Origin of the sequence: Streptomyces sp. NPDC051136 (assembly GCF_044455745.1) — a bacterium.
Taxonomy (GTDB): domain Bacteria; phylum Actinomycetota; class Actinomycetes; order Streptomycetales; family Streptomycetaceae; genus Streptomyces.
In genome coordinates this window covers 560,321-578,340 of sequence record NZ_JBITFE010000003.1, presented here as the reverse complement: position 1 = coordinate 578,340, position 18,020 = coordinate 560,321, and the positions used below count along the sequence as shown (strand labels likewise).

Genomic DNA, 18,020 nt, shown 5'->3' with positions numbered 1-18,020 from the left:
CACCTCACATCTGGGACATTTCGCTATGCACAAGAAGAAGTTCGCCATGGCCGCCGTGCTGGCCGCCGCCTGTCTGACCCTGTCCGCCTGCGGCAGCGGCGGCGACAGCGACAAGCCCGTGACCATGGTCTCCGAGGACAACAGCCGACAGGCCGCCACCGTTCTCGACAAGCCCTTCGAGAAGCCCGACCTGGTCCTCACCGACACCCGGGGCGAGAAGTACGACCTGCGCCGGCAGACCGCCGGCAAGCCCACGCTGATCTACTTCGGCTACACCCACTGCCCCGACGTCTGCCCGCTGACCATGAACAACATCGCCGTGGCGAAGAAGCAGCTCTCCCAGGCGCAGCAGGACGAGCTCCGCGTCGTGTTCGTCAGCACCGACCCCGAACGGGACACCCCGGCCGCGCTCGGCGAGTGGCTCAAGGGCATCGACCCGCAGATCGTCGGCCTGACCGGCGACTTCGACACCATCCAGGCCGGCGCCCGCACCCTCGGCATCTCGATCGACCCGCCGACCAAGGACAAGGAAGGCAAGATCGTCTCGACCCACGGGACCCAGGTCGTCGCCTTCTCCCCGAAGTCCGACGCCGGCTACGTCCTGTACGGCGAGGACGCGACGGTCGACGACTACACCAAGGACCTCCCCGAGCTCATCAAGGGGGAGAACCCGTGAGGCGTCCCGCGGGAGGGTCCTCGCGGCACCGCCCCGGCCTCGCCGCCGTCGCGGTGATCGGCGCCCTGGCCCTCGCGGGCTGCGGCGGCCAGGACTCCGACGCGTCCCTCGCGCCCTCCGGCGCCGAACTCTCCGTCGGCGCCGCCTACATACCGCAGCCCGTCTCCGACTCGATGGCGGCCGGCTTCCTCACGATCACCAACGAGGGCGACGCCGCGGACGAACTGACCTCCGTCACCAGCGGGGCCGGCGAGGTCACCGTGCACGAGACCGTCGGCGGGACCATGAAGGAGGTCGACCGCATCGAGGTCCCCGCCCACGGTCAACTCGTGTTCAAGAGCGGCGGAAACCATCTGATGTTCGAGAAGCTGAAGCAACAGCCGAAGCAGGGACAGTCGGTCGCCGTCGAACTGCACTTCGCCCACTCCGGCCCCGTCACGGTCGAGCTGCCCGTGAAGGCGGCCACCTACCAGCCCACCGATGGACACTCCGGCCACTCCGACGAGTCCGGACACTGAGGGAGGGACCACCTTGACGCAGACCATCGCCCCGCGCGTCCGGACCCTGGTGCTGCTGCTCCTGGCCGCGGCCTGCGCGCTGCTGGCCGGTGCCGGACCGGTCTCCGCGCACGCCGCGCTGACCGGCAGCGACCCCCGGGAGGGGGCGGTGGTCGACAGGGCTCCGGCCCAGGTGTCGCTCACCTTCTCCGAGTCGGTCTCCATGGACGACGACTCGCTGCGCGTCCTCGACCCCAAGGGCAAGCGGGTCGACGACGGGAAGCCCGCCGGCACCGGTGGCACGACGTACTCCGTGAAACTGCACGCCGGGCTGCCCGACGGCACGTACACGGTGTCCTACCAGGTCGTCTCCGCCGACAGCCACCCGGTCGCCGGCGCCTACACCTTCTCCGTCGGCGCCCCCTCCGACACCTCGGTCTCCGTCTCCGGGCAGGAGGCGGGCGGCGGATTCGTCGGCGGGCTGTACGGCGTCGGGCGGTACGTGTCGTACGCCGCCTTCGCCGTCCTGGTGGGCGGCGCCGCCTTCGTGCTCGCCTGCTGGCCGCGCGGCTCCGGGGTGCGCGTCCTGCAGCGGCTCGTCGTCTCCGGCTGGCTCGCGCTGACCGCCGCCACCCTGCTGCTCCTTCTGCTGCGCGGCTCCTACACCGGCTCCGGGAAGGTCGCCGACGTCTTCGACCTGAGCCTGGTGGGCGAGGTGCTGCAGACCAAGGCGGGCGCAGCACTGGTCTCCCGGCTGCTGCTGCTCGCGGCGGCCGCGCTGTTCATCGCCGTGCTCTTCGGCGCGTACGACAAACGGGAGGACGAGGAGAGGCGGGACCTCACCTTCGGGCTCGCGATCGGCGGGAGCGTCGTGGCGGCGGGCCTCGCGGCGACCTGGGCCATGTCCGAGCACGCCTCCGTCGGCCTCCAGGCCGGCCTCGCCATGCCGGTCGACGTCGTCCACCTGATCGCCGTCGCCACCTGGCTCGGCGGACTCACCGCGCTGCTCGTCGCCCTGTACCGCGGCCCGGCGGACACACCGGTCCCCGCCGACGCCGTACGCCGGTTCTCGCGCGTCGCCTTCGGCAGCGTCGTCGCGCTGGTGGCGACCGGCACCTACCAGTCCTGGCGCCAGCTCGGCTCCTGGACGGCCTTCACCGACACCCGGTACGGGCAGCTGCTTCTCGTCAAGATCGGGCTCGTGGCGGTGCTCGTCGGCGTCGCCTACTTCTCCCGACGGTGGACGGCGCAGCTGGCACAGTCGGCGACCGCCCTGCCCGGGCAGCGGGACAAGGAACGCGTGGCCGCGTCGGGCGGCCGGAAGAACGGCGGGGCGAAGGGCGCGGAGAAGACCGGGGCCGCGAAGTCGGCGGCTGCGGAGCAGGGCGGGGGTGCGAAGGACCGGGCCCTGGGGAAGGCCGGGGCGTCGGGGAAGGCCGCAGCCCTGGGGAAGGCCGGGGCCTCGGGGAAGATCGCGGCCTCGGGGAAGGCCGCGGGGAAAGCCGAGGCCGCGGGGAAGGGCTCCGGTGGTTCCCAGCGCGCCGCCCAGCTCGCCCGGCAGCGCGCGGCCGTCGACGCCGCCCGGCAGAAACGGCAACGGGACGCGGACCCGCACCGCTTCGGTCTGCGCCGCTCCGTGCTCGCCGAGGCAGGTGTCGCCGTCGTCCTGCTCGCGGTGACCACCGTCCTGACCCAGACCGAGCCTGGGCGCACCGAGGAGGAGGCCAAGGCCGCCGGCGCGTCCTCCGCCGCCTCCGTCCCCGCCACCGGCGCGGTGACGCTGGACATGCCCTTCGACACCGGCGGCCAGAACGGCAAGGGCGTCCTCCGGATCGAACTCGACCCGGCCCGGGTCGGCGCCAACGACATGCACCTCTACGTCGAGCGCTCGGACGGGACCGCCTTCGACGTCCCGGAGGTGAAGGTGGCCCTCACCCAGAAGGCCAAGGACATCGGGCCCCTGCCCGTCGCCCCCGACCACATCACCACCGGCCACTGGTCGGCGAGCGGAGTACAGATCCCGATGGCCGGAGACTGGGAAGTCTCCGTGACCATACGGACCTCCGACATCGACCAGGTCACCCTCTCCAAGAACGCGCAGATCGGCTGAACCGCACCATGGCTGACCAGTCCATCCCGGAGACCCGCAGCTCCGAGGCCACCCGCGGAACGCCCGGCGGTCCCGGGCCGCTCGCCTCCCGGAACTCCGGGAACCGCGGGAACTCCGGGGACTTCGGCAACTCCGGGAACTCCGGGAACTCCGGGAAGACCTCACGCTCCGAGAGCGCCAAGAACCGCAGGGCCCCCAGGGACACCGAGGCGATCGAGGACACCGAGGCGATCGCCGCTCCCGGGGGCATCTCACGCCGGCGACTGCTCGGCACCGCCGGCGCCACCGGGCTCGTCCTCGGCGCGGCGGGGGCCGCCGCGGGCTACGCCGCCGCGCCCTCCGCCGCCGCCACTCCCCTCACCTCGCTCGGCAGCGAGCAGGCGATGTTTCACGGGAAACATCAGCCCGGCATCACCACCCCGATGCAGGCCTGCGGCCACCTCGTCGCCTTCGACCTCGCGGCGGGCGCGGGCCGCAAGGAGGCCGCCGCGCTGCTGCGCCGCTGGTCCGACACGGCCCGGCGGCTGATGGCGGGCGAGCCGGCCGGCACCCGTGACACCGACGTGGCCCGGGACGCCGGACCCTCCTCGCTGACCTTCACCTTCGGCTTCGGTCACAGCTTCTTCGGCCGTACCGGCCTGGACGGGCAGCGTCCGGACGCCCTCGACCCGCTCCCCGACTTCTCCTCCGACCATCTCGACAAGAACCGCAGCAACGGCGACCTGTGGGTCCAGATCGGCGCCGACGACGCACTGGTGGCCTTCCACGCCCTGCGCGCGATCCAGCGGGACGCCGGGACGGCCGCCCGCGTCCGCTGGCAGATGAACGGCTTCAACCGCTCGCCGGGCGCCACCGACCGCCCCATGACGACCCGCAATCTCATGGGTCAGGTCGACGGCACCCGCAACCCGAAGCCCGCCGAGGCCGACTTCGACCAGCGGATCTTCGTCCCGGAGTCGGCCGCGTCCGCGACGGCCGGTCCGGCCTGGATGGCGAACGGCTCCTACGTCGTCGTACGCCGCATCCGCATGCTGCTCGACGACTGGGAGCAGCTGTCGCCCAAGGCCCAGGAGGACGTCATCGGGCGCCGCAAGTCCGACGGGGCGCCGCTGTCCGGGGGCGGTGAGGCCACCGAGACGACCGAAATGGACCTGGAGAAGACGGACGGCTCCGGAAAACTCGTCGTCCCGATCAACGCCCACGCCCGGATCACCCGCCCCGACCAGAACGGCGGCGCGGCCATGCTCCGCCGTCCCTTCTCGTACCACGACGGCTTCGACGCCGACGGAGTCCCGGACGCCGGACTGCTCTTCGTCTGCTGGCAGGCCGACCCCCTGCGGGGCTTCGTGCCCGTGCAGCGCAAGCTGGACCGGGGCGACGCACTGTCGCCGTTCATCCGGCACGAGGCGAGCGGCCTGTTCGCGGTACCGGGCGGGGCGGCGGAGGGAGAGTACGTGGGGCAGCGGCTGCTCGAAGGGTGAACCGGCGGCGCATCACCCCCCTGAGCGGGCGGGGCGAGATGCGTGAACCGGGTCCCGCCCGGGCGCATTAGGGTGAGGACATGCCAGCCAGTTACGCGTATCTCGGCCCTGAAGGCACCTTCACCGAAGTCGCCCTGCGCACCCTCCCGGAGACGGCGACCCGGGAACTGGTCCCGTACGTCTCCGTCCAGTCCGCGCTCGACGCGGTGCGCACCGGCGAGGCCGAGGCCGCGTTCGTGCCGATCGAGAACTCCGTCGAGGGCGGCATCACCACCACCCTCGACGAGCTGGTCGCCGGCCAGCCCCTGATGATCTACCGCGAGGTGCTGCTGTCCATCACCTTCGCCCTGCTGGTCCGCCCCGGCACGAAGCTGTCGGACATCAAGACGGTCACCGCCCACCCGGCCGCCCAGCCCCAGGTCCGCAACTGGCTCAAGGCACACCTCCCGGACGTCGCCTGGGAGTCGGCCGCCTCCAACGCGGACGGCGCCCGCCTGGTGCAGGAGGGGCGGTACGACGCGGCCTTCGCGGGTGAGTTCGCCGCCGAGCGGTACGGCCTGGAGGTCCTGGAGGCCGACATCCACGACGCGGAGAACGCCCAGACGCGCTTCGTGCTGGTGGGCCGCCCGGCCCGGCCCGCGGCACCGACCGGCGCGGACAAGACGTCCGTCGTGCTCTGGCAGCGCGACGACCACCCCGGCGGCCTGCGCGACCTGCTGGGCGAGTTCGCCACCCGGGGCGTCAACCTGATGCTGCTCCAGTCCCGGCCGACGGGGGCCGGGATCGGCAACTACTGCTTCTGCATCGACGCCGAGGGGCACATCTCCGACCGCCGGGTGGCCGACGCGCTGATGGGTCTGAAGCGGTCCTGCCTCCAGGTGCGCTACCTCGGTTCCTACCCGCGCGCCGAGGTCGATCCGGCGGACGTGGACGCACTGCGGCCGGGAACCTCGGACGAGGCGTTCGTGGCGGCGGCGGACTGGGTGGCGCGGTGCCAGGACGGCCGGTTCTGACCGCCGGTCCTACCTGCTGATTTTCGTTGTCCACAGAAGTTATCCACAGGTCCTCTTCTCGACCTGGGGACAAGTCGACAACGAAGGGGCATTCAGTCGACATATCCCCCTACGGCCGGCCCCTTCGCCCACAGGGGCTCAAGCCACCCTTCGTCCACCTGTTTCCCGCACCCCATTCTCCGGAGTGACACGCAGTGCCCGGTTTCCACTCGAAAGTGGGGGCGGGGCAGGTTTGAGCAGTCCGTGCCCAGGATTTTGGAATGATCGCCTCCGTGAGTCCACAGATCTTTCGCACAGCCTGTGGATAACTTTCCCGGGCTGTGGATTCCTGTGGACAGACACCTCCCAACTCCCTTTCTCCACAGGCAAATCCGGTCAACTCCCCAGCCGTACGGCACCCCGTTCCAGGGATGCCGCGTCTCTTCATTGACCGGACGAACCACGGGCACAACCCCCTCCGGCCATAGTGGGTCGAGACCCGGCCTCGCGCACCGGTAGCCTTGACCGCGTGATTGACCTTCGCCTGCTCCGTGAGGACCCCGACCGTGTGCGCGCCTCGCAGCGCGCCCGTGGAGAGGACGTCGCGCTCGTCGACTCCCTCCTGTCCGCCGACGAACGGCGCAGGTCGTCCGGCGTCCGCTTCGACGAGCTGCGTGCCGAGCAGAAGGGCCTCGGCAAGCTGATCGGCAAGGCCTCCGGGGACGAGAAGGCGGAGCTGCTCAAGCGCGCCGAGCAGCTGAAGACCGACGTCAAGGCCGCCGACACCGAACGCGACGCGGCCGACACCGAGACCCAGGAGCTGCTCCAGCGCCTCGGCAACCTCGTCCACCCCGACGTGCCCGTCGGCGGCGAGGAGGACTTCGTCACGCTGGAGACGCACGGCACGCACCGCGACTTCGCCGCCGAGGGCTTCGAGCCCAGGGACCACCTGGAGCTGGGCCAGCTGCTCGGCGCCATCGACGTGGAGCGCGGCGCCAAGGTCTCCGGATCGCGCTTCTACTTCCTGACCGGCGTGGGCGCCCTCCTGGAGCTCGCCCTGGTCAACGCGGCGATCGCGCAGGCCACCGCGGCCGGCTTCACGCCGATGCTGACCCCGGCGCTGGTGCGCCCGCAGTCGATGGCCGGCACGGGCTTCCTCGGCCAGGCCGCCCAGGACGTCTACCACCTGGACAAGGACGACCTCTACCTGGTCGGCACGTCCGAGGTGCCGCTCGCGGCGTACCACATGGACGAGATCCTGGACGCCGACCGCCTGCCGCTGCGCTACGCCGGCTTCTCGCCCTGCTTCCGCCGCGAGGCGGGCTCGCACGGCAAGGACACCCGGGGCATCTTCCGCGTGCACCAGTTCGACAAGGTCGAGATGTTCTCCTACGTCCTCCCCGAGGACTCGCAGGCCGAGCACCAGCGCCTGCTGGAGTGGGAGAAGCAGTGGCTGACGTCGCTGGAGCTGCCGTTCCGGGTGATCGACGTGGCCTCGGCCGACCTCGGCTCCTCGGCCGCGCGCAAGTACGACTGCGAGGCGTGGATCCCGACCCAGGGCAAGTACCGCGAGCTGACCTCGACCTCGGACTGCACCGAGTTCCAGTCCCGCCGGCTGTCGATCCGCGTCCGCGAGGGCAAGAAGGTGCGCCCGCTGGCCACGCTCAACGGCACGCTGTGCGCCGTACCGCGCACGATCGTGGCGATCCTGGAGAACCACCAGCAGGCCGACGGCTCGGTCCGCGTGCCCGAGGTGCTGCGCCCGTACCTGGGCGGCCGGGAGGTCCTGGAGCCGGTGGCCAAGTGACGGACACCGGCACCGCCACGATCCCCGGCACCGGCCCCGCCGGCGGCTTCCCGTACCGGCTGATCGCGACCGACCTCGACGGCACGCTGCTGCGCGGCGACGACACGATCTCGCAGCGCACCCGTGACGCGCTCCGTGCGGCCACCGCGGCGGGCGCGGCCCACATCGTGGTCACCGGGCGGGCGGTGCCGTGGACCCGGCACATCCTGGACGACCTCGGCTACGACGGGCTGGCCGTCTGCGGTCAGGGCGCGCAGGTCTACCACGCCGGGGAGCACCGGCTGCTGACCTCCGTGACCCTGGACCGGCAGCTGGCCGGGGTGGCACTGGCCAAGATCGAGGCGGAGACCGGCCCGCTGTACCTGGCGGCGAGCCGGGACGGTCTGGAGGGCGACGTGCTGGTCGGCCCGGGCTACGCGGTCGGGGGCGACCTGCCGGCCGTGCCGTTCACCGACGCCTCGGATCTGTGGTCGGCGCCGCTGAACAAGATCTACATCCAGCACCCGACCCTCTCGGACGACGAGCTGGCCGAAGTGGCCCGGCACGCCGCGGGCGGCTTCGTCACGGTCGTCATGGCCGGCGCGGGAGTCGTCGAGCTGCTCCCCCTCGGCCTGTCCAAGGCGACCGGCCTGTCGCTGGCGGCACGCCGGCTCGGTCTCAAGGCCGCGGACACGATCGCGTTCGGCGACATGCCCAACGACGTGCCGATGTTCGGCTGGGCGGCCAGGGGCGTGGCGATGGCCAACGCCCACGAGGAGCTGAAGGCGGTGGCCGACGAGGTGACGTCCTCCAACGACGAGGACGGCATCGCGGTGGTGCTGGAGCGTCTGGCGGGCTGATCCCCGCCCTCAGGTCCTGCGGCCGGAGCGTCTGGCGGGCCGGTCCCCGTCTCCGGGGCTGTGACACGACCGCGCGCACGGTCCGGACGGCGTCGACGTCCCCGTCGGTCGGCCCACGCGAGGCATCTCGCGTGCTCGAAGCGGCCTCCCGTTGCGCCGGCGCCGTCCGGCCTCGTGCATCCCCCACAGTGCCGCGACGGAAAGCCGGGCGCCACCGATTAAATGCGGACGTACACGTACACCGAGGGTGTGCGGCTCGGCGGGATCCCAGAACGCGCCGCACGACCCGTCACCCACAGGTGGGCGGTACCGGGTCGGCGGACCCTCACCGCGTCAGCCTCGACGCCTCGACGCCACCCGCGCCGCCGGCGGACCTTGCCGAAGAACCAACCGGTGGGCGGTCCGTCGGAACGCCACGGCCGCGACTCCGGCTGTTCACGGCGCCAGCGGGCGGCCGGCATCCGGGCTCTGGCTGACGGCTCGGAGGTTCCGGCCTCGCGTATGGACTACTCGTCCAGCACAAGACCGTCCCCGGTGGCTTCCTCGGGCTGGTCCCCCGGGTCGTCCCCGGGGTTTCCGTGTCCGTCCCGTTGAGGTGTGCGGCTCGCCATCCGATTCCTCCCAGCCATGCCTCTCCGTGCGCGTGCGGTCCGATGCCTGCGTACGCCGGTGGGCCCGCCGCTCCATGTCGGTGGCTCGCGCCGGGCCGTGTCCGTGGCTTCCGGGCTTCCGGGCTTCCGGGCTTCCGGGCTTCCGGGCTTCCGGGCTTCCGGGCTTCCGGGCTTCCGGGCTTCCGGGCTTCCGGGCTTCCGGGCCAGGGTGCCCGGGCGCCGGTGAAGACGCCGTCAGGGCTGCCGCGGCCCGGTCACTCCTCCCCGGCGAGCGTCAGCGACCGCAGTTTCTGGCCCGCGTACCAGGTGGCGAGCACGGTCACCCCGGCCAGCAGCACCGTCGCGGTGGGCAGGCCGACGTCGGAGGTCACCAGGTTGCCGTCGGCGACTTTCTGGGCCACGGCCAGCGACCACTGCTGGACGCTCAGCGTGCGGGCGCCCGGCACCAGGGAACCGAACAGGGCCTCCCACACGAGGGCGTAGACGAGGCCGAAGACCACCGCGTGCCGGGACACCGTGCCCAGGAGCAGGAACAGAGCGGCGTAGGCGATGGAGGCGACCAGCGCGGCGATCGTGTAGGCGACGGCGACCTGCTGGCCGTTGCCGTTGAGGATCAGGCCGGCGAGCAGCGTGGGCACGGCGGAGAAGACCATCGTCACGGCTATGGCGACGATCAGCTTGGTGAAGATGATCGTCGGTCGCTTGATCGGCTTGGACAGCAGGTACACCACGGAGCCGTCGTCGATCTCGGGACCGATGGCGCCGGTGCCGGCGATGACACCGATGATCGGCACCATGGTGGCGAGGGCGAATCCGCCCAGCACGTCCGTCGTGGTCTGGTCGTCGGCTCCGGCGAGTGCACGGACCGCGACGGCGATCACGAGCAGCAGCAGGGGGAGCGCGCCGAGGATGAGGGCCCGGCGGCGGCCGAGCAGGGCCCGGTAGGTGAGCCGGGCGACTGTGGGGTCGTACATTCTTCGGCCTCCTACGCCGCGACGAGGTACGAGAAGACGGACTCGAGGGACTCGTCGGACGGCGAGACCGTGAGCAGCCGGATGCCCTGGTCGCGGGCGACCTTGGGCAACAGCGCCGTGAAGCGGCCGAAGTCCACGGCCTGGATGCGCAACGCGCCCTCGGCCAGGTCGACCTCGATGCCGGACGTCGACGGGTCGGCGATCAGCGCCGCCGCCAGGGCCCGGTCGTCGCTGGAGCGCACCAGGTAGCGGTGCGGCCGGTCGGTCATCAGGCGACGGATCTTGCGGAAGTCGCCGCTGGCCGCGTGGCGTCCGGCGACGATGACCTCGATGTGCCAGGCGAGCTGTTCGACCTCCTCGAGGATGTGCGAGGAGAACAGCACCGTGCGGCCCTCGTCGCCCATGCGCCGCAGCAGGTCCATCAACTGCATGCGCTGGCGCGGATCCATGCCGTTGAACGGCTCGTCGAGCAGGAGCAGTGAGGGCTGGTGCACCAGGGCCGAGGCCATCTTCACGCGCTGGCGCATGCCCTTGGAGTACGTGGCGATCTTCCGGTCCTGGGCGTAGGCCATCTCCACGGTGGCGAGGGCCTCGTCGGCCGCCTTGGCGCCCAGGCCGTGCAGCTCGGCGTTGGCGAGGACGAACTCGCGGCCGGTGAGGAAGTCGTACATCGCCTCCCGCTCGGGGACGACGCCGATGTGTTTGTAGATGTTCTCGTTGCGCCAGACCGGCTGGCCGTCGAGGGTGACGCTGCCGGTGGAGGGGGCGAGGAAGCCGCCCATCATGTTGATGAGGGTGGACTTCCCCGCGCCGTTCGGGCCGAGCAGGCCGGTGACGCCGGGGCCGATCGTCATGGTGATGTCGTTGACGGCGACCACGTTGCCGAACCAGCGGGAGACGTGGTCGATGTTCAGCGTGGTCACAGTCCCACCTTCTTGTAGCGGCGCATCAGCAGTCCGTACGCGCCGGCGATCAGGCCCAGGGTGACGAGGACGTAGACCGCGCCCTCGCCGTTGCTCGGGCCGATCCCGCCCGGGGAGGCCGAGGTGGCGCCCAGGAAGGCGGACTGCACTCCGTCGATGAGGGTGATCGGCGAGAACAGGCCTATCCAGGCGACGGCCCCGGAGCTGCCCTGGACGTCCGCGATGGCCTGCAGGGTGGAGACCGCGCCGTACGTGATGGTGAGGACGGCGATGACGGCGGCGATGCCGAAGCCGCGGCGCGGGGTGACCGAGGCGACGACCAGGCCGAGACCGGCGAAGAGCAGGGAGAGGAGTGCCACGGAGACCAGCCCCTGCGCGAACCCCTTGGTCTGGTCCGCGAAGTCGAGTTTGGCGAGCAGCGCGCCCACGTAGAGCACCAGCAGGGGCGCGGCGGTGAGGATGAAGAGGGCCGAGGCCAGCGAGGCGTACTTGGCGCGGACGTAGTCGGAGGTCTCGATCGGCCGGGAGAAGTACAGCGGCACGGTCTTGAAGCGCAGGTCGCGCGAGACGGACTGCGGGGCCTGGGCCGCGACGTAGAGGCTGATGACGGCCTGCAGGACGATCGCGTAGCGCGTGTACTCCACGGGCAGCTCGTCGGCCTTGGTGGCGACGGCGACGGCGACCATGATGGCCGCCGGCAGGCACATCACCACGAACAGCAGCATCGGCAGCACCTTGGACTTGGCCGAGCGGCCGAGACCGTAGGCACCGCGCAGGGACTGCGAGTACAGCGAGCGGCGGGCGTAGGCACGGCCGAGGCGGGGGCCGTCGTAGTTGCGGTACCCGATGTTGTGGATGCGGGTCTGGTCGCCCGGGACCGTGGCTGTGGGCTGCTCAGCTGCCATGGCCGACCGCCTCCTTCCTTGCTGCGTCGCTGTCGGTGAAGACCTCCGAGATGTGGTGCCGGCGCTGCTCCATGCGGACCAGGCCGAGGCCGAGGTCGGCTATGACGTCGCGGACCAGGTCGTAGGTCTCCTCGCCCGCCGAGGTGAGCAGCAGGACGTGCCCGGCGCCGGGCAGGCCGCTGCCGTCCTGGACGCTCACCCCGCGCGCGTCCAGCGCGTCGCGCACCGCGCGGGTGCCGTCGGGGTGCGCGTCGGTGTCCGTGACCTCGATCGCGAGGGTCGTGGTGGTCTGGGTGAAGTCCGTGGTGGAGCTGGAGCGCAGCAGCTTGCCGCCGTCCACGACGACGACGTGGTCGCAGGTGCGTTCCAGCTCGCCCAGCAGGTGCGAGGTGACCAGGACGGAGATGCCGAAGTCGGTGTGGATGCGACGGATCAGGCCGAGCATCTCGTCGCGGCCGACCGGGTCGAGGCCGTTGGTCGGCTCGTCGAGGAAGACCAGCTGAGGGTCGTGGACGAGTGCCTGCGCGAGCTTGACGCGCTGCTTCATGCCCGTCGAGTAGCCGCCTATCGGGCGGTAGCGCTCCTCGTACAGCCCGACGTGGCGCAGGGTGTCGGCGGTGCGCTCGCGGGCGGCGGTGGGCGGGAGGCCGGACATGCGCGCCATGTGGACGACGAACTCGGTGGCCGAGACGTCGGGCGGCAGGCAGTCGTGCTCCGGCATGTAGCCGACCCGCTCACGGATGTCGGCGCCCTTGGTGGCGACATCGAGTCCGAGCACTTCGGCCCGGCCCTCGGTGGCGGGAGACAGACCCAGCAGGATCTTGATCAGAGTGGACTTGCCGGCGCCGTTGGCACCGACGAGTCCGGTCACACCGGGTCCGACATCCACGGAGAGCCGGTCGAGCGCGGTCACCCGGGGGAACCGCTTGCTCAGGCTTTCGGTCGCGATCACAGTCACATCCACGACAGTAGTGACGGGCGCCACCGCGGTCGTCAGACCGCAGAGCCGTTTTAGCGTCAGACTCCAGTAGTACGGGCCCGTAGGGGTTGCCGTACCTGAGAGCCACGACACGGCTGTCCGAGGCCGCGCACCCACCCTATTGACGACTGGTCTAACAACTGGGAGATTCGGCGTCGTCACGTTACGGGCCAGTAGCACGGTCGGGGCGGAGCGCGCCGGGACGGTGGAACGGGGGCGGCATGGAGACGACGACGGCCGACCCGGCGGCGCCCGGCGGACGGGTCCCGCGGGAAGGCCGGCCCCTCGGAGGACGCCGTACCGCTTGGGTGAGGACACCTTTCCGACTGCACGACGATCTGCCGCACGTGCGGCGCTGGGCGGAGGAGGAATGACGGTGCTGGACGGTGCGCGGGAGCGCTGGGTGAGCACGGGCGGGGTCGAGCTGTGCGTGACGGAACTGGGCGATCCGCGGCAGCCGACGATCGTCCTGGTGCACGGCTACCCGGACAGCAAGGAGGTCTGGTCCGAGGTCGCCGCCCGCCTGGCCGGCCGCTTCCACGTGGTCCTCTACGACGTCCGCGGCCACGGCCGCTCCACCGCACCGAGGCCGCTGCGGGGCGGATTCACCCTGGCGAAGCTGACGGACGACTTCCTGGCCGTGGCCGACGCGGTCAGTCCGGACCGCCCGGTACACCTGGTGGGCCACGACTGGGGCTCCGTGCAGTCCTGGGAGTTCGTCACCGTCAGGCGCACCGAGGGCCGTATCGCCTCCTTCACCTCGATGTCCGGCCCGTCCCTCGACCACTTCGGACACTGGATCAACAAACGCCTCAGGCGACCCACCCCGCGCCGGATCGGGCAGCTGCTCGGCCAGGGCGCCAAGTCCTGGTACGTCTATCTGCTGCACACCCCCGTGCTCCCCGAACTGGCCTGGCGCGGCCCTCTCGGCAAGCGCTGGCCGGGCATCCTGGAGCGCGCCGAGAAGGTGCCCGGCGGCGACTATCCGACCGCGTCCCTGCCGTCGGACGCGGCACACGGGGCGTGGCTGTACCGGGACAACGTCCGGCCCCGGCTGCGCAGGCCGCGCGAGGACGCCTACGCGCACGCTCCCGTGCAGCTGATCACTCCGCTCGGTGACGCGTTCCTGTCGGAGCGGCTCTACGACGAGTTGGAGCTGTGGGCGCCTCGGCTCACCCGGCGCACACTGCCCGCGAAGCACTGGGTGCCGCGCACCCGGCCCGACCGGCTGGCGGACTGGATCACGGAGTTCGTCACCGCCGTCGAGGACGGGCGGACCGAGTCCGGGGCGAACGGGAAGCACGCCGACCGCTTCGGCGGACAGCTGGTCCTGGTCACCGGTGCGGGAAACGGCATCGGGCGGGCGACGGCGTTGGCGTTCGCCGAGGCCGGTGCGCGCGTCGTGGCCGTCGACCGGGACGCCGAGTCCGCTGCCCGCACCGCGGAGCTGTCGCGGCTGATCGGTGCGCCGGCCGCCTGGGCGGAGACCGTCGACGTGTCCGACGGGCAGGCCATGGAGAAGCTGGCGGCGAAGGTCGCCGCCGACTACGGCGTGGTGGACGTGCTCGTGAACAACGCCGGGATCGGACTGTCGGGTTCCTTCTTCGACACCACGCCGGAGGACTGGAAGCAGGTTCTCGACGTCAACCTGTGGGGCGTGATCCACGGCTGCCGTCTGTTCGGCCGGCAGATGGCCGAGCGCGGGCAGGGCGGTCACATCGTCAACACCGCGTCCGCTGCGGCCTTCCAGCCCTCCCGGGCACTGCCCGCCTACGGCACCTCGAAGGCGGCCGTGCTGATGCTGAGCGAGTGCCTGCGCGCCGAACTGGCTGATCAGGGGATCGGCGTCACGGCGATCTGCCCCGGCCTCGTCAACACCAACATCACGTCCACGGCGCACTTCGCGGGTGTCGACGCGGAGGAGGAGAAACGGCGACAGCAGCGCACCGCCCGCCTCTACGGAATGCGCAACTACCCGCCGGAGAAGGTGGCCGACGCCGTGCTGGAAGCGGTCGTGCACAACAAGGCGGTGGTCCCGGTGACGCCGGAGGCGCGAGGCGCTCACCTCCTGTCCCGCCTCGCCCCTCGGGTGCTGAGGCGTCTCGCTCGGGTCGAACCGCCTCTGTAGTGTCCACAGAAATCCCCAACCAGACTGTGGATAACTCGACTTGGCTGTGGATCAAACCTGCGGCGGGTAAATCGATCGCGTGACGCGCATCTCACCGGGCAGGCTGGCGCCATGCAACAGGAACGTTCGGACGACAGAGATGAAGGCGCACACGACGACAGACGCACAGTGAAGGTGTCCAAGTATCTGTCGAAGCACCTGCGCCACCAGCCGGAAAGGATCGGGCTCACGCTCGACGCGGGCGGCTGGGTGGAGATCGACACACTGATCTCCGCGGCGGCCGCGCACGGCTTCCGCTTCACCCGTGCGGAGCTCGACCACGTCGTCGCCACCAACGACAAGCGGCGCTTCGCCGTCGAGGGCACCCGTGTCCGCGCCAGCCAGGGCCACAGCGTCAGTGTGGATCTCGGTCTCCCCCCGGCGACCCCGCCGCCGTACCTCTACCACGGGACCGTCTCCCGGCATCTGGAGGCCATTCGTGCCGAGGGCCTGCGTCCGATGAACCGGCACGACGTGCACCTCTCACCGGATCGCGACACCGCGACCCGGGTCGGATCCCGCCGCGGCCGGCCGGTCGTGCTCTCGGTGGACGCCGCCGCCATGCACCGCGACGGCCACATCTTCCACGTCAGTGCCAACGGTGTCTGGCTGACGAAACACGTACCGGCCCGCTACCTGCGCTTTCCCGCCGCGCACTGACCCAGCATGATCGAAGGCATGGAGCACCTTCCCACCACCCAGTCCGCCGTCACCGCCCTCCGCGCCATCGCCGAGGAGTACGCGTTGGAGATCGAGGTCACCGACGACATCGGCGCCGACCGGACCTCCCGCCGCAGCGCCGCGGGCGTGGGGGTGACGACCGACGCCGACGGCTCCCTTCCGCACGAGGCCTTCGTCGAGTTCGGCGGCGTCCCCCGGGTGAGCGTCCGGCTCTTCCCCGAGGACGATGCCCTGATCACCGTGGAGAACGTGGAGTGCCCCGACATCCCGTGCGACGAGGTGCCCGCGTTCCTCCGCTCCGTCTTCGGTGACCGTGCCTTCGTCAAGGGGCGCCGTTTTCCGCCCGGGTACCACCTGATCGTGCCCCTGCCCGGAGACCGCACCCACCGGGAGTACGTCCCGATGATCTTCCTCAGCCCGTGGCTGAGCAGCCGCGTACAGTGACGCCGATCGCTGTTTCACGTGAAACCACGACCGGACGCATAGGCTCGGAAGTATGAGTCTGCGCCTGAGCACCGTGATCCTTCCGTACCGCCGCTGGCACGAAGGCGGCCGTTCGACCTGGACGCGGGCCGAGCAGCTCGGCTTCCACACCGCGTACACCTACGACCACCTCTCCTGGCGCAGTTTCCGGGACGGCCCCTGGTTCGGTGCCGTGCCGACCCTCACCGCCGCCGCGGCCGTCACCGAGCGGTTGCGTCTGGGCACCCTGGTCACCTCGCCGAACTTCCGGCACCCGGTGACGCTCGCCAAGGAGCTGATCACCCTCGACGACATCTCCGGCGGCCGGATCACGCTCGGTATAGGAGCGGGCGGCACCGGCTTCGACGCCACGGCGATGGGCCAGGAGCCGTGGACGCCGCGTGAGCGGGCGGACCGGCTCGGCGAATTCCTGCCGTTGCTCGACCGTCTGCTGACCGAGGACGCCGTGTCGTACGAGGGCGACTTCTACTCGGCGCACGAGGCGCGCAACATCCCGGGCTGTGTACAGCGGCCCCGGCTGCCCTTCGCAGTGGCCGCGACCGGCCCGCGGGGGCTGGCGCTCGCCGCGCGGCACGGGCAGGCGTGGGTGACCACCGGTGACCCGAAACTGTTCGAGAGCGGCACCGCCGAGCAGTCGGACCGGGCACTGCGGCAGCAGAGCGACCGGCTGGCCGACGCCTGTGCCGCCATCGGTCGCGATGCGGATGAGCTGGACCGGATCCTGCTCACCGGCTTCACCCCGGAGCGCAGCCGTCCGCTGGAGTCCGTGGACGCGTTCGTGGACTTCGCCGGACGCCACCGGGACCTGGGCTTCACCGAGCTCGTCGTCCACTGGCCGATCGCCGACTCGGACTTCGCCGCGGACGAGAAGGTCTTCGAGCGGATCGCGATGGAGGCACCCGCTCAGTTGAAGGAGTGATGGCGGGCAAGCGAGGGCCAGACATGAGAGCCGTAGCTCACATATGTGCGCACCGGCGCACGGGCGTGCAAGCACATGCGTGACAATGACCGGGTGACCTCAGCGACCCGACAGCCCGAGCCCCCGGCCGCCGCCACTCGCCCGCGGCTCATCGCCACCGACCTCGACGGCACCCTGCTGCGTGACGACAAGTCGGTCTCCCCGCGCACGGTCACCGCGCTGGCCGCCGCGGAGCAGGCGGGCATCGAGGTCTTCTTCGTCACCGGCCGCCCCGCCCGCTGGATGGACGTCGTCAGCGCCCACGTCCACGGGCACGGGCTCGCCATCTGCGGCAACGGCGCCGCCGTCGTGGACCTGCACGGCGGCCCCGGCAAGCACCGCTTCGTGAAAGTCCGCGAGCTGCCGCAGGAGAACGCGCTGGACGCCGTACGGCTGCTGCGCGAGGCGGCTCCCGGCACGGTGTACGCGGTCGAGCAGACGTACGGGTTCCATCAGGAGCCGGCGTACCCCAAGCTGCACATGGAGGTACCCGACGGCCTCGTGCCCGCCGAGGAGATCCTGGCGCCGGGCGGTCGCGCCGCCGCCGAGCCTGTCCTCAAGATCCTGGCCTTCCACCCGGAGCTGGACCCCGACGGTTTCCTCACGCTGGCCCGCCTCGCCATCGGCGACCGCGCCAACGTCACCCGGTCCAGCCCCAGCGCCCTGCTGGAGATCAGCGGCCCGGAGGTCTCCAAGGCGAGCACGCTCGCTCTGTGCTGCGCCGAGCGCGGCATCTCCCACGAGGAGGTCGTCGCCTTCGGCGACATGCCGAACGACGTGGAGATGCTCACCTGGGCGGGACGGTCCTACGCGATGGGCAACGCGCACCCGGACGTGATCGCCGCAGCCTCGGGGCGGACGGTCGCCAACAACGACGACGGCGTGGCGGTCGTGATCGAGCGGATGCTGGCCGACCTGCACTGACGTGTGGTCCCCG

16 protein-coding genes are annotated in these 18,020 nt (G+C 71.2%); 12 read left to right on the top strand and 4 right to left on the bottom strand.

What is annotated here, in order from left to right:
• Positions 1 to 25 precede the first annotated feature (25 nt).
• The 7 genes from ACIBCJ_RS11830 to ACIBCJ_RS11800 all read left to right on the top strand — a co-directional run bounded on the left by ACIBCJ_RS11830 (position 26) and on the right by ACIBCJ_RS11800 (position 8,402).
• Positions 26 to 676, top strand: a complete 651-nt coding sequence (locus ACIBCJ_RS11830) for an SCO family protein (protein ID WP_362100132.1) — start codon at positions 26 to 28, stop codon at positions 674 to 676.
• A complete protein-coding gene (locus ACIBCJ_RS11825; RefSeq protein WP_362508398.1) occupies positions 673 to 1,194 on the top strand; it encodes a copper chaperone PCu(A)C in 522 nt (173 codons plus the stop codon). Before ACIBCJ_RS11830 ends, ACIBCJ_RS11825 begins: the two co-directional genes overlap by 4 nt.
• Positions 1,195 to 1,207: 13 nt before the next feature.
• Positions 1,208 to 3,283: a copper resistance protein CopC gene (locus ACIBCJ_RS11820; protein WP_365979523.1), complete on the top strand. Its 2,076-nt coding sequence runs from the start codon at positions 1,208 to 1,210 to the stop codon at positions 3,281 to 3,283.
• A gap of 8 nt (positions 3,284 to 3,291) precedes the next feature.
• Positions 3,292 to 4,764: an iron uptake transporter deferrochelatase/peroxidase subunit gene (efeB, locus tag ACIBCJ_RS11815; protein ID WP_365979522.1), complete on the top strand. Its 1,473-nt coding sequence runs from the start codon at positions 3,292 to 3,294 to the stop codon at positions 4,762 to 4,764.
• An 80-nt stretch (positions 4,765 to 4,844) separates the two neighbouring features.
• Positions 4,845 to 5,777 (top strand): prephenate dehydratase, encoded by a 933-nt coding sequence (gene pheA / locus ACIBCJ_RS11810; RefSeq protein ID WP_133889950.1) that lies wholly within the window; start codon positions 4,845 to 4,847, stop codon positions 5,775 to 5,777.
• Between the two features lie 508 nt (positions 5,778 to 6,285).
• Positions 6,286 to 7,563 (top strand): serine--tRNA ligase, encoded by a 1,278-nt coding sequence (serS, locus tag ACIBCJ_RS11805; protein ID WP_133889951.1) that lies wholly within the window; start codon positions 6,286 to 6,288, stop codon positions 7,561 to 7,563.
• Entirely contained in the window at positions 7,560 to 8,402 is an 843-nt protein-coding gene (locus tag ACIBCJ_RS11800; RefSeq protein WP_362508388.1) for an HAD family hydrolase, read from the top strand. Before serS ends, ACIBCJ_RS11800 begins: the two co-directional genes overlap by 4 nt.
• An 865-nt stretch (positions 8,403 to 9,267) precedes the next feature.
• On the opposite strand, the gene ACIBCJ_RS11795 is transcribed toward ACIBCJ_RS11800, so the two are convergent.
• The 4 genes from ACIBCJ_RS11795 to ACIBCJ_RS11780 are packed head-to-tail and all read right to left on the bottom strand — an operon-like array spanning position 9,268 to position 12,767.
• Positions 9,268 to 9,987, bottom strand: a complete 720-nt coding sequence (locus tag ACIBCJ_RS11795; protein ID WP_133889953.1) for an ABC transporter permease — start codon at positions 9,985 to 9,987, stop codon at positions 9,268 to 9,270.
• An 11-nt stretch (positions 9,988 to 9,998) separates the two neighbouring features.
• Positions 9,999 to 10,910, bottom strand: a complete 912-nt coding sequence (locus ACIBCJ_RS11790) for an ABC transporter ATP-binding protein (protein WP_362100154.1) — start codon at positions 10,908 to 10,910, stop codon at positions 9,999 to 10,001.
• Positions 10,907 to 11,815, bottom strand: a complete 909-nt coding sequence (locus ACIBCJ_RS11785; RefSeq protein ID WP_362100157.1) for an ABC transporter permease — start codon at positions 11,813 to 11,815, stop codon at positions 10,907 to 10,909. Before ACIBCJ_RS11785 ends, ACIBCJ_RS11790 begins: the two co-directional genes overlap by 4 nt.
• Positions 11,805 to 12,767 carry an ABC transporter ATP-binding protein gene (locus ACIBCJ_RS11780; protein ID WP_362100462.1) on the bottom strand — a complete coding sequence of 321 codons (963 nt, stop codon included), beginning with the start codon at positions 12,765 to 12,767 and terminating at the stop codon, positions 11,805 to 11,807. The genes ACIBCJ_RS11785 and ACIBCJ_RS11780 overlap by 11 nt, the downstream gene beginning before the upstream one ends.
• A 397-nt stretch (positions 12,768 to 13,164) precedes the next feature.
• Between ACIBCJ_RS11780 and ACIBCJ_RS11775 the strand changes: the two genes are divergently transcribed.
• The 5 genes from ACIBCJ_RS11775 (at position 13,165) to ACIBCJ_RS11755 (ending at position 18,007) form a co-directional block, all read left to right on the top strand.
• On the top strand, positions 13,165 to 14,922 hold the full coding sequence (locus ACIBCJ_RS11775; protein WP_365979521.1) for an SDR family oxidoreductase: 1,758 nt from the start codon (positions 13,165 to 13,167) through the stop codon (positions 14,920 to 14,922).
• A 111-nt stretch (positions 14,923 to 15,033) separates the two neighbouring features.
• Positions 15,034 to 15,621, top strand: a complete 588-nt coding sequence (locus tag ACIBCJ_RS11770) for an RNA 2'-phosphotransferase (RefSeq protein WP_365979520.1) — start codon at positions 15,034 to 15,036, stop codon at positions 15,619 to 15,621.
• Between the two features lie 6 nt (positions 15,622 to 15,627).
• The gene (locus ACIBCJ_RS11765; protein ID WP_365979519.1) at positions 15,628 to 16,086 is read left to right on the top strand and encodes a hypothetical protein; all 459 of its coding nucleotides are present in this window, start codon (positions 15,628 to 15,630) and stop codon (positions 16,084 to 16,086) included.
• Positions 16,087 to 16,138: 52 nt separating this feature from the next.
• A complete protein-coding gene (locus tag ACIBCJ_RS11760) occupies positions 16,139 to 17,044 on the top strand; it encodes an LLM class flavin-dependent oxidoreductase (RefSeq protein ID WP_365979518.1) in 906 nt (301 codons plus the stop codon).
• Positions 17,045 to 17,119: 75 nt separating this feature from the next.
• Positions 17,120 to 18,007 carry an HAD family hydrolase gene (locus ACIBCJ_RS11755; protein WP_362508376.1) on the top strand — a complete coding sequence of 296 codons (888 nt, stop codon included), beginning with the start codon at positions 17,120 to 17,122 and terminating at the stop codon, positions 18,005 to 18,007.
• Positions 18,008 to 18,020 lie beyond the last annotated feature (13 nt).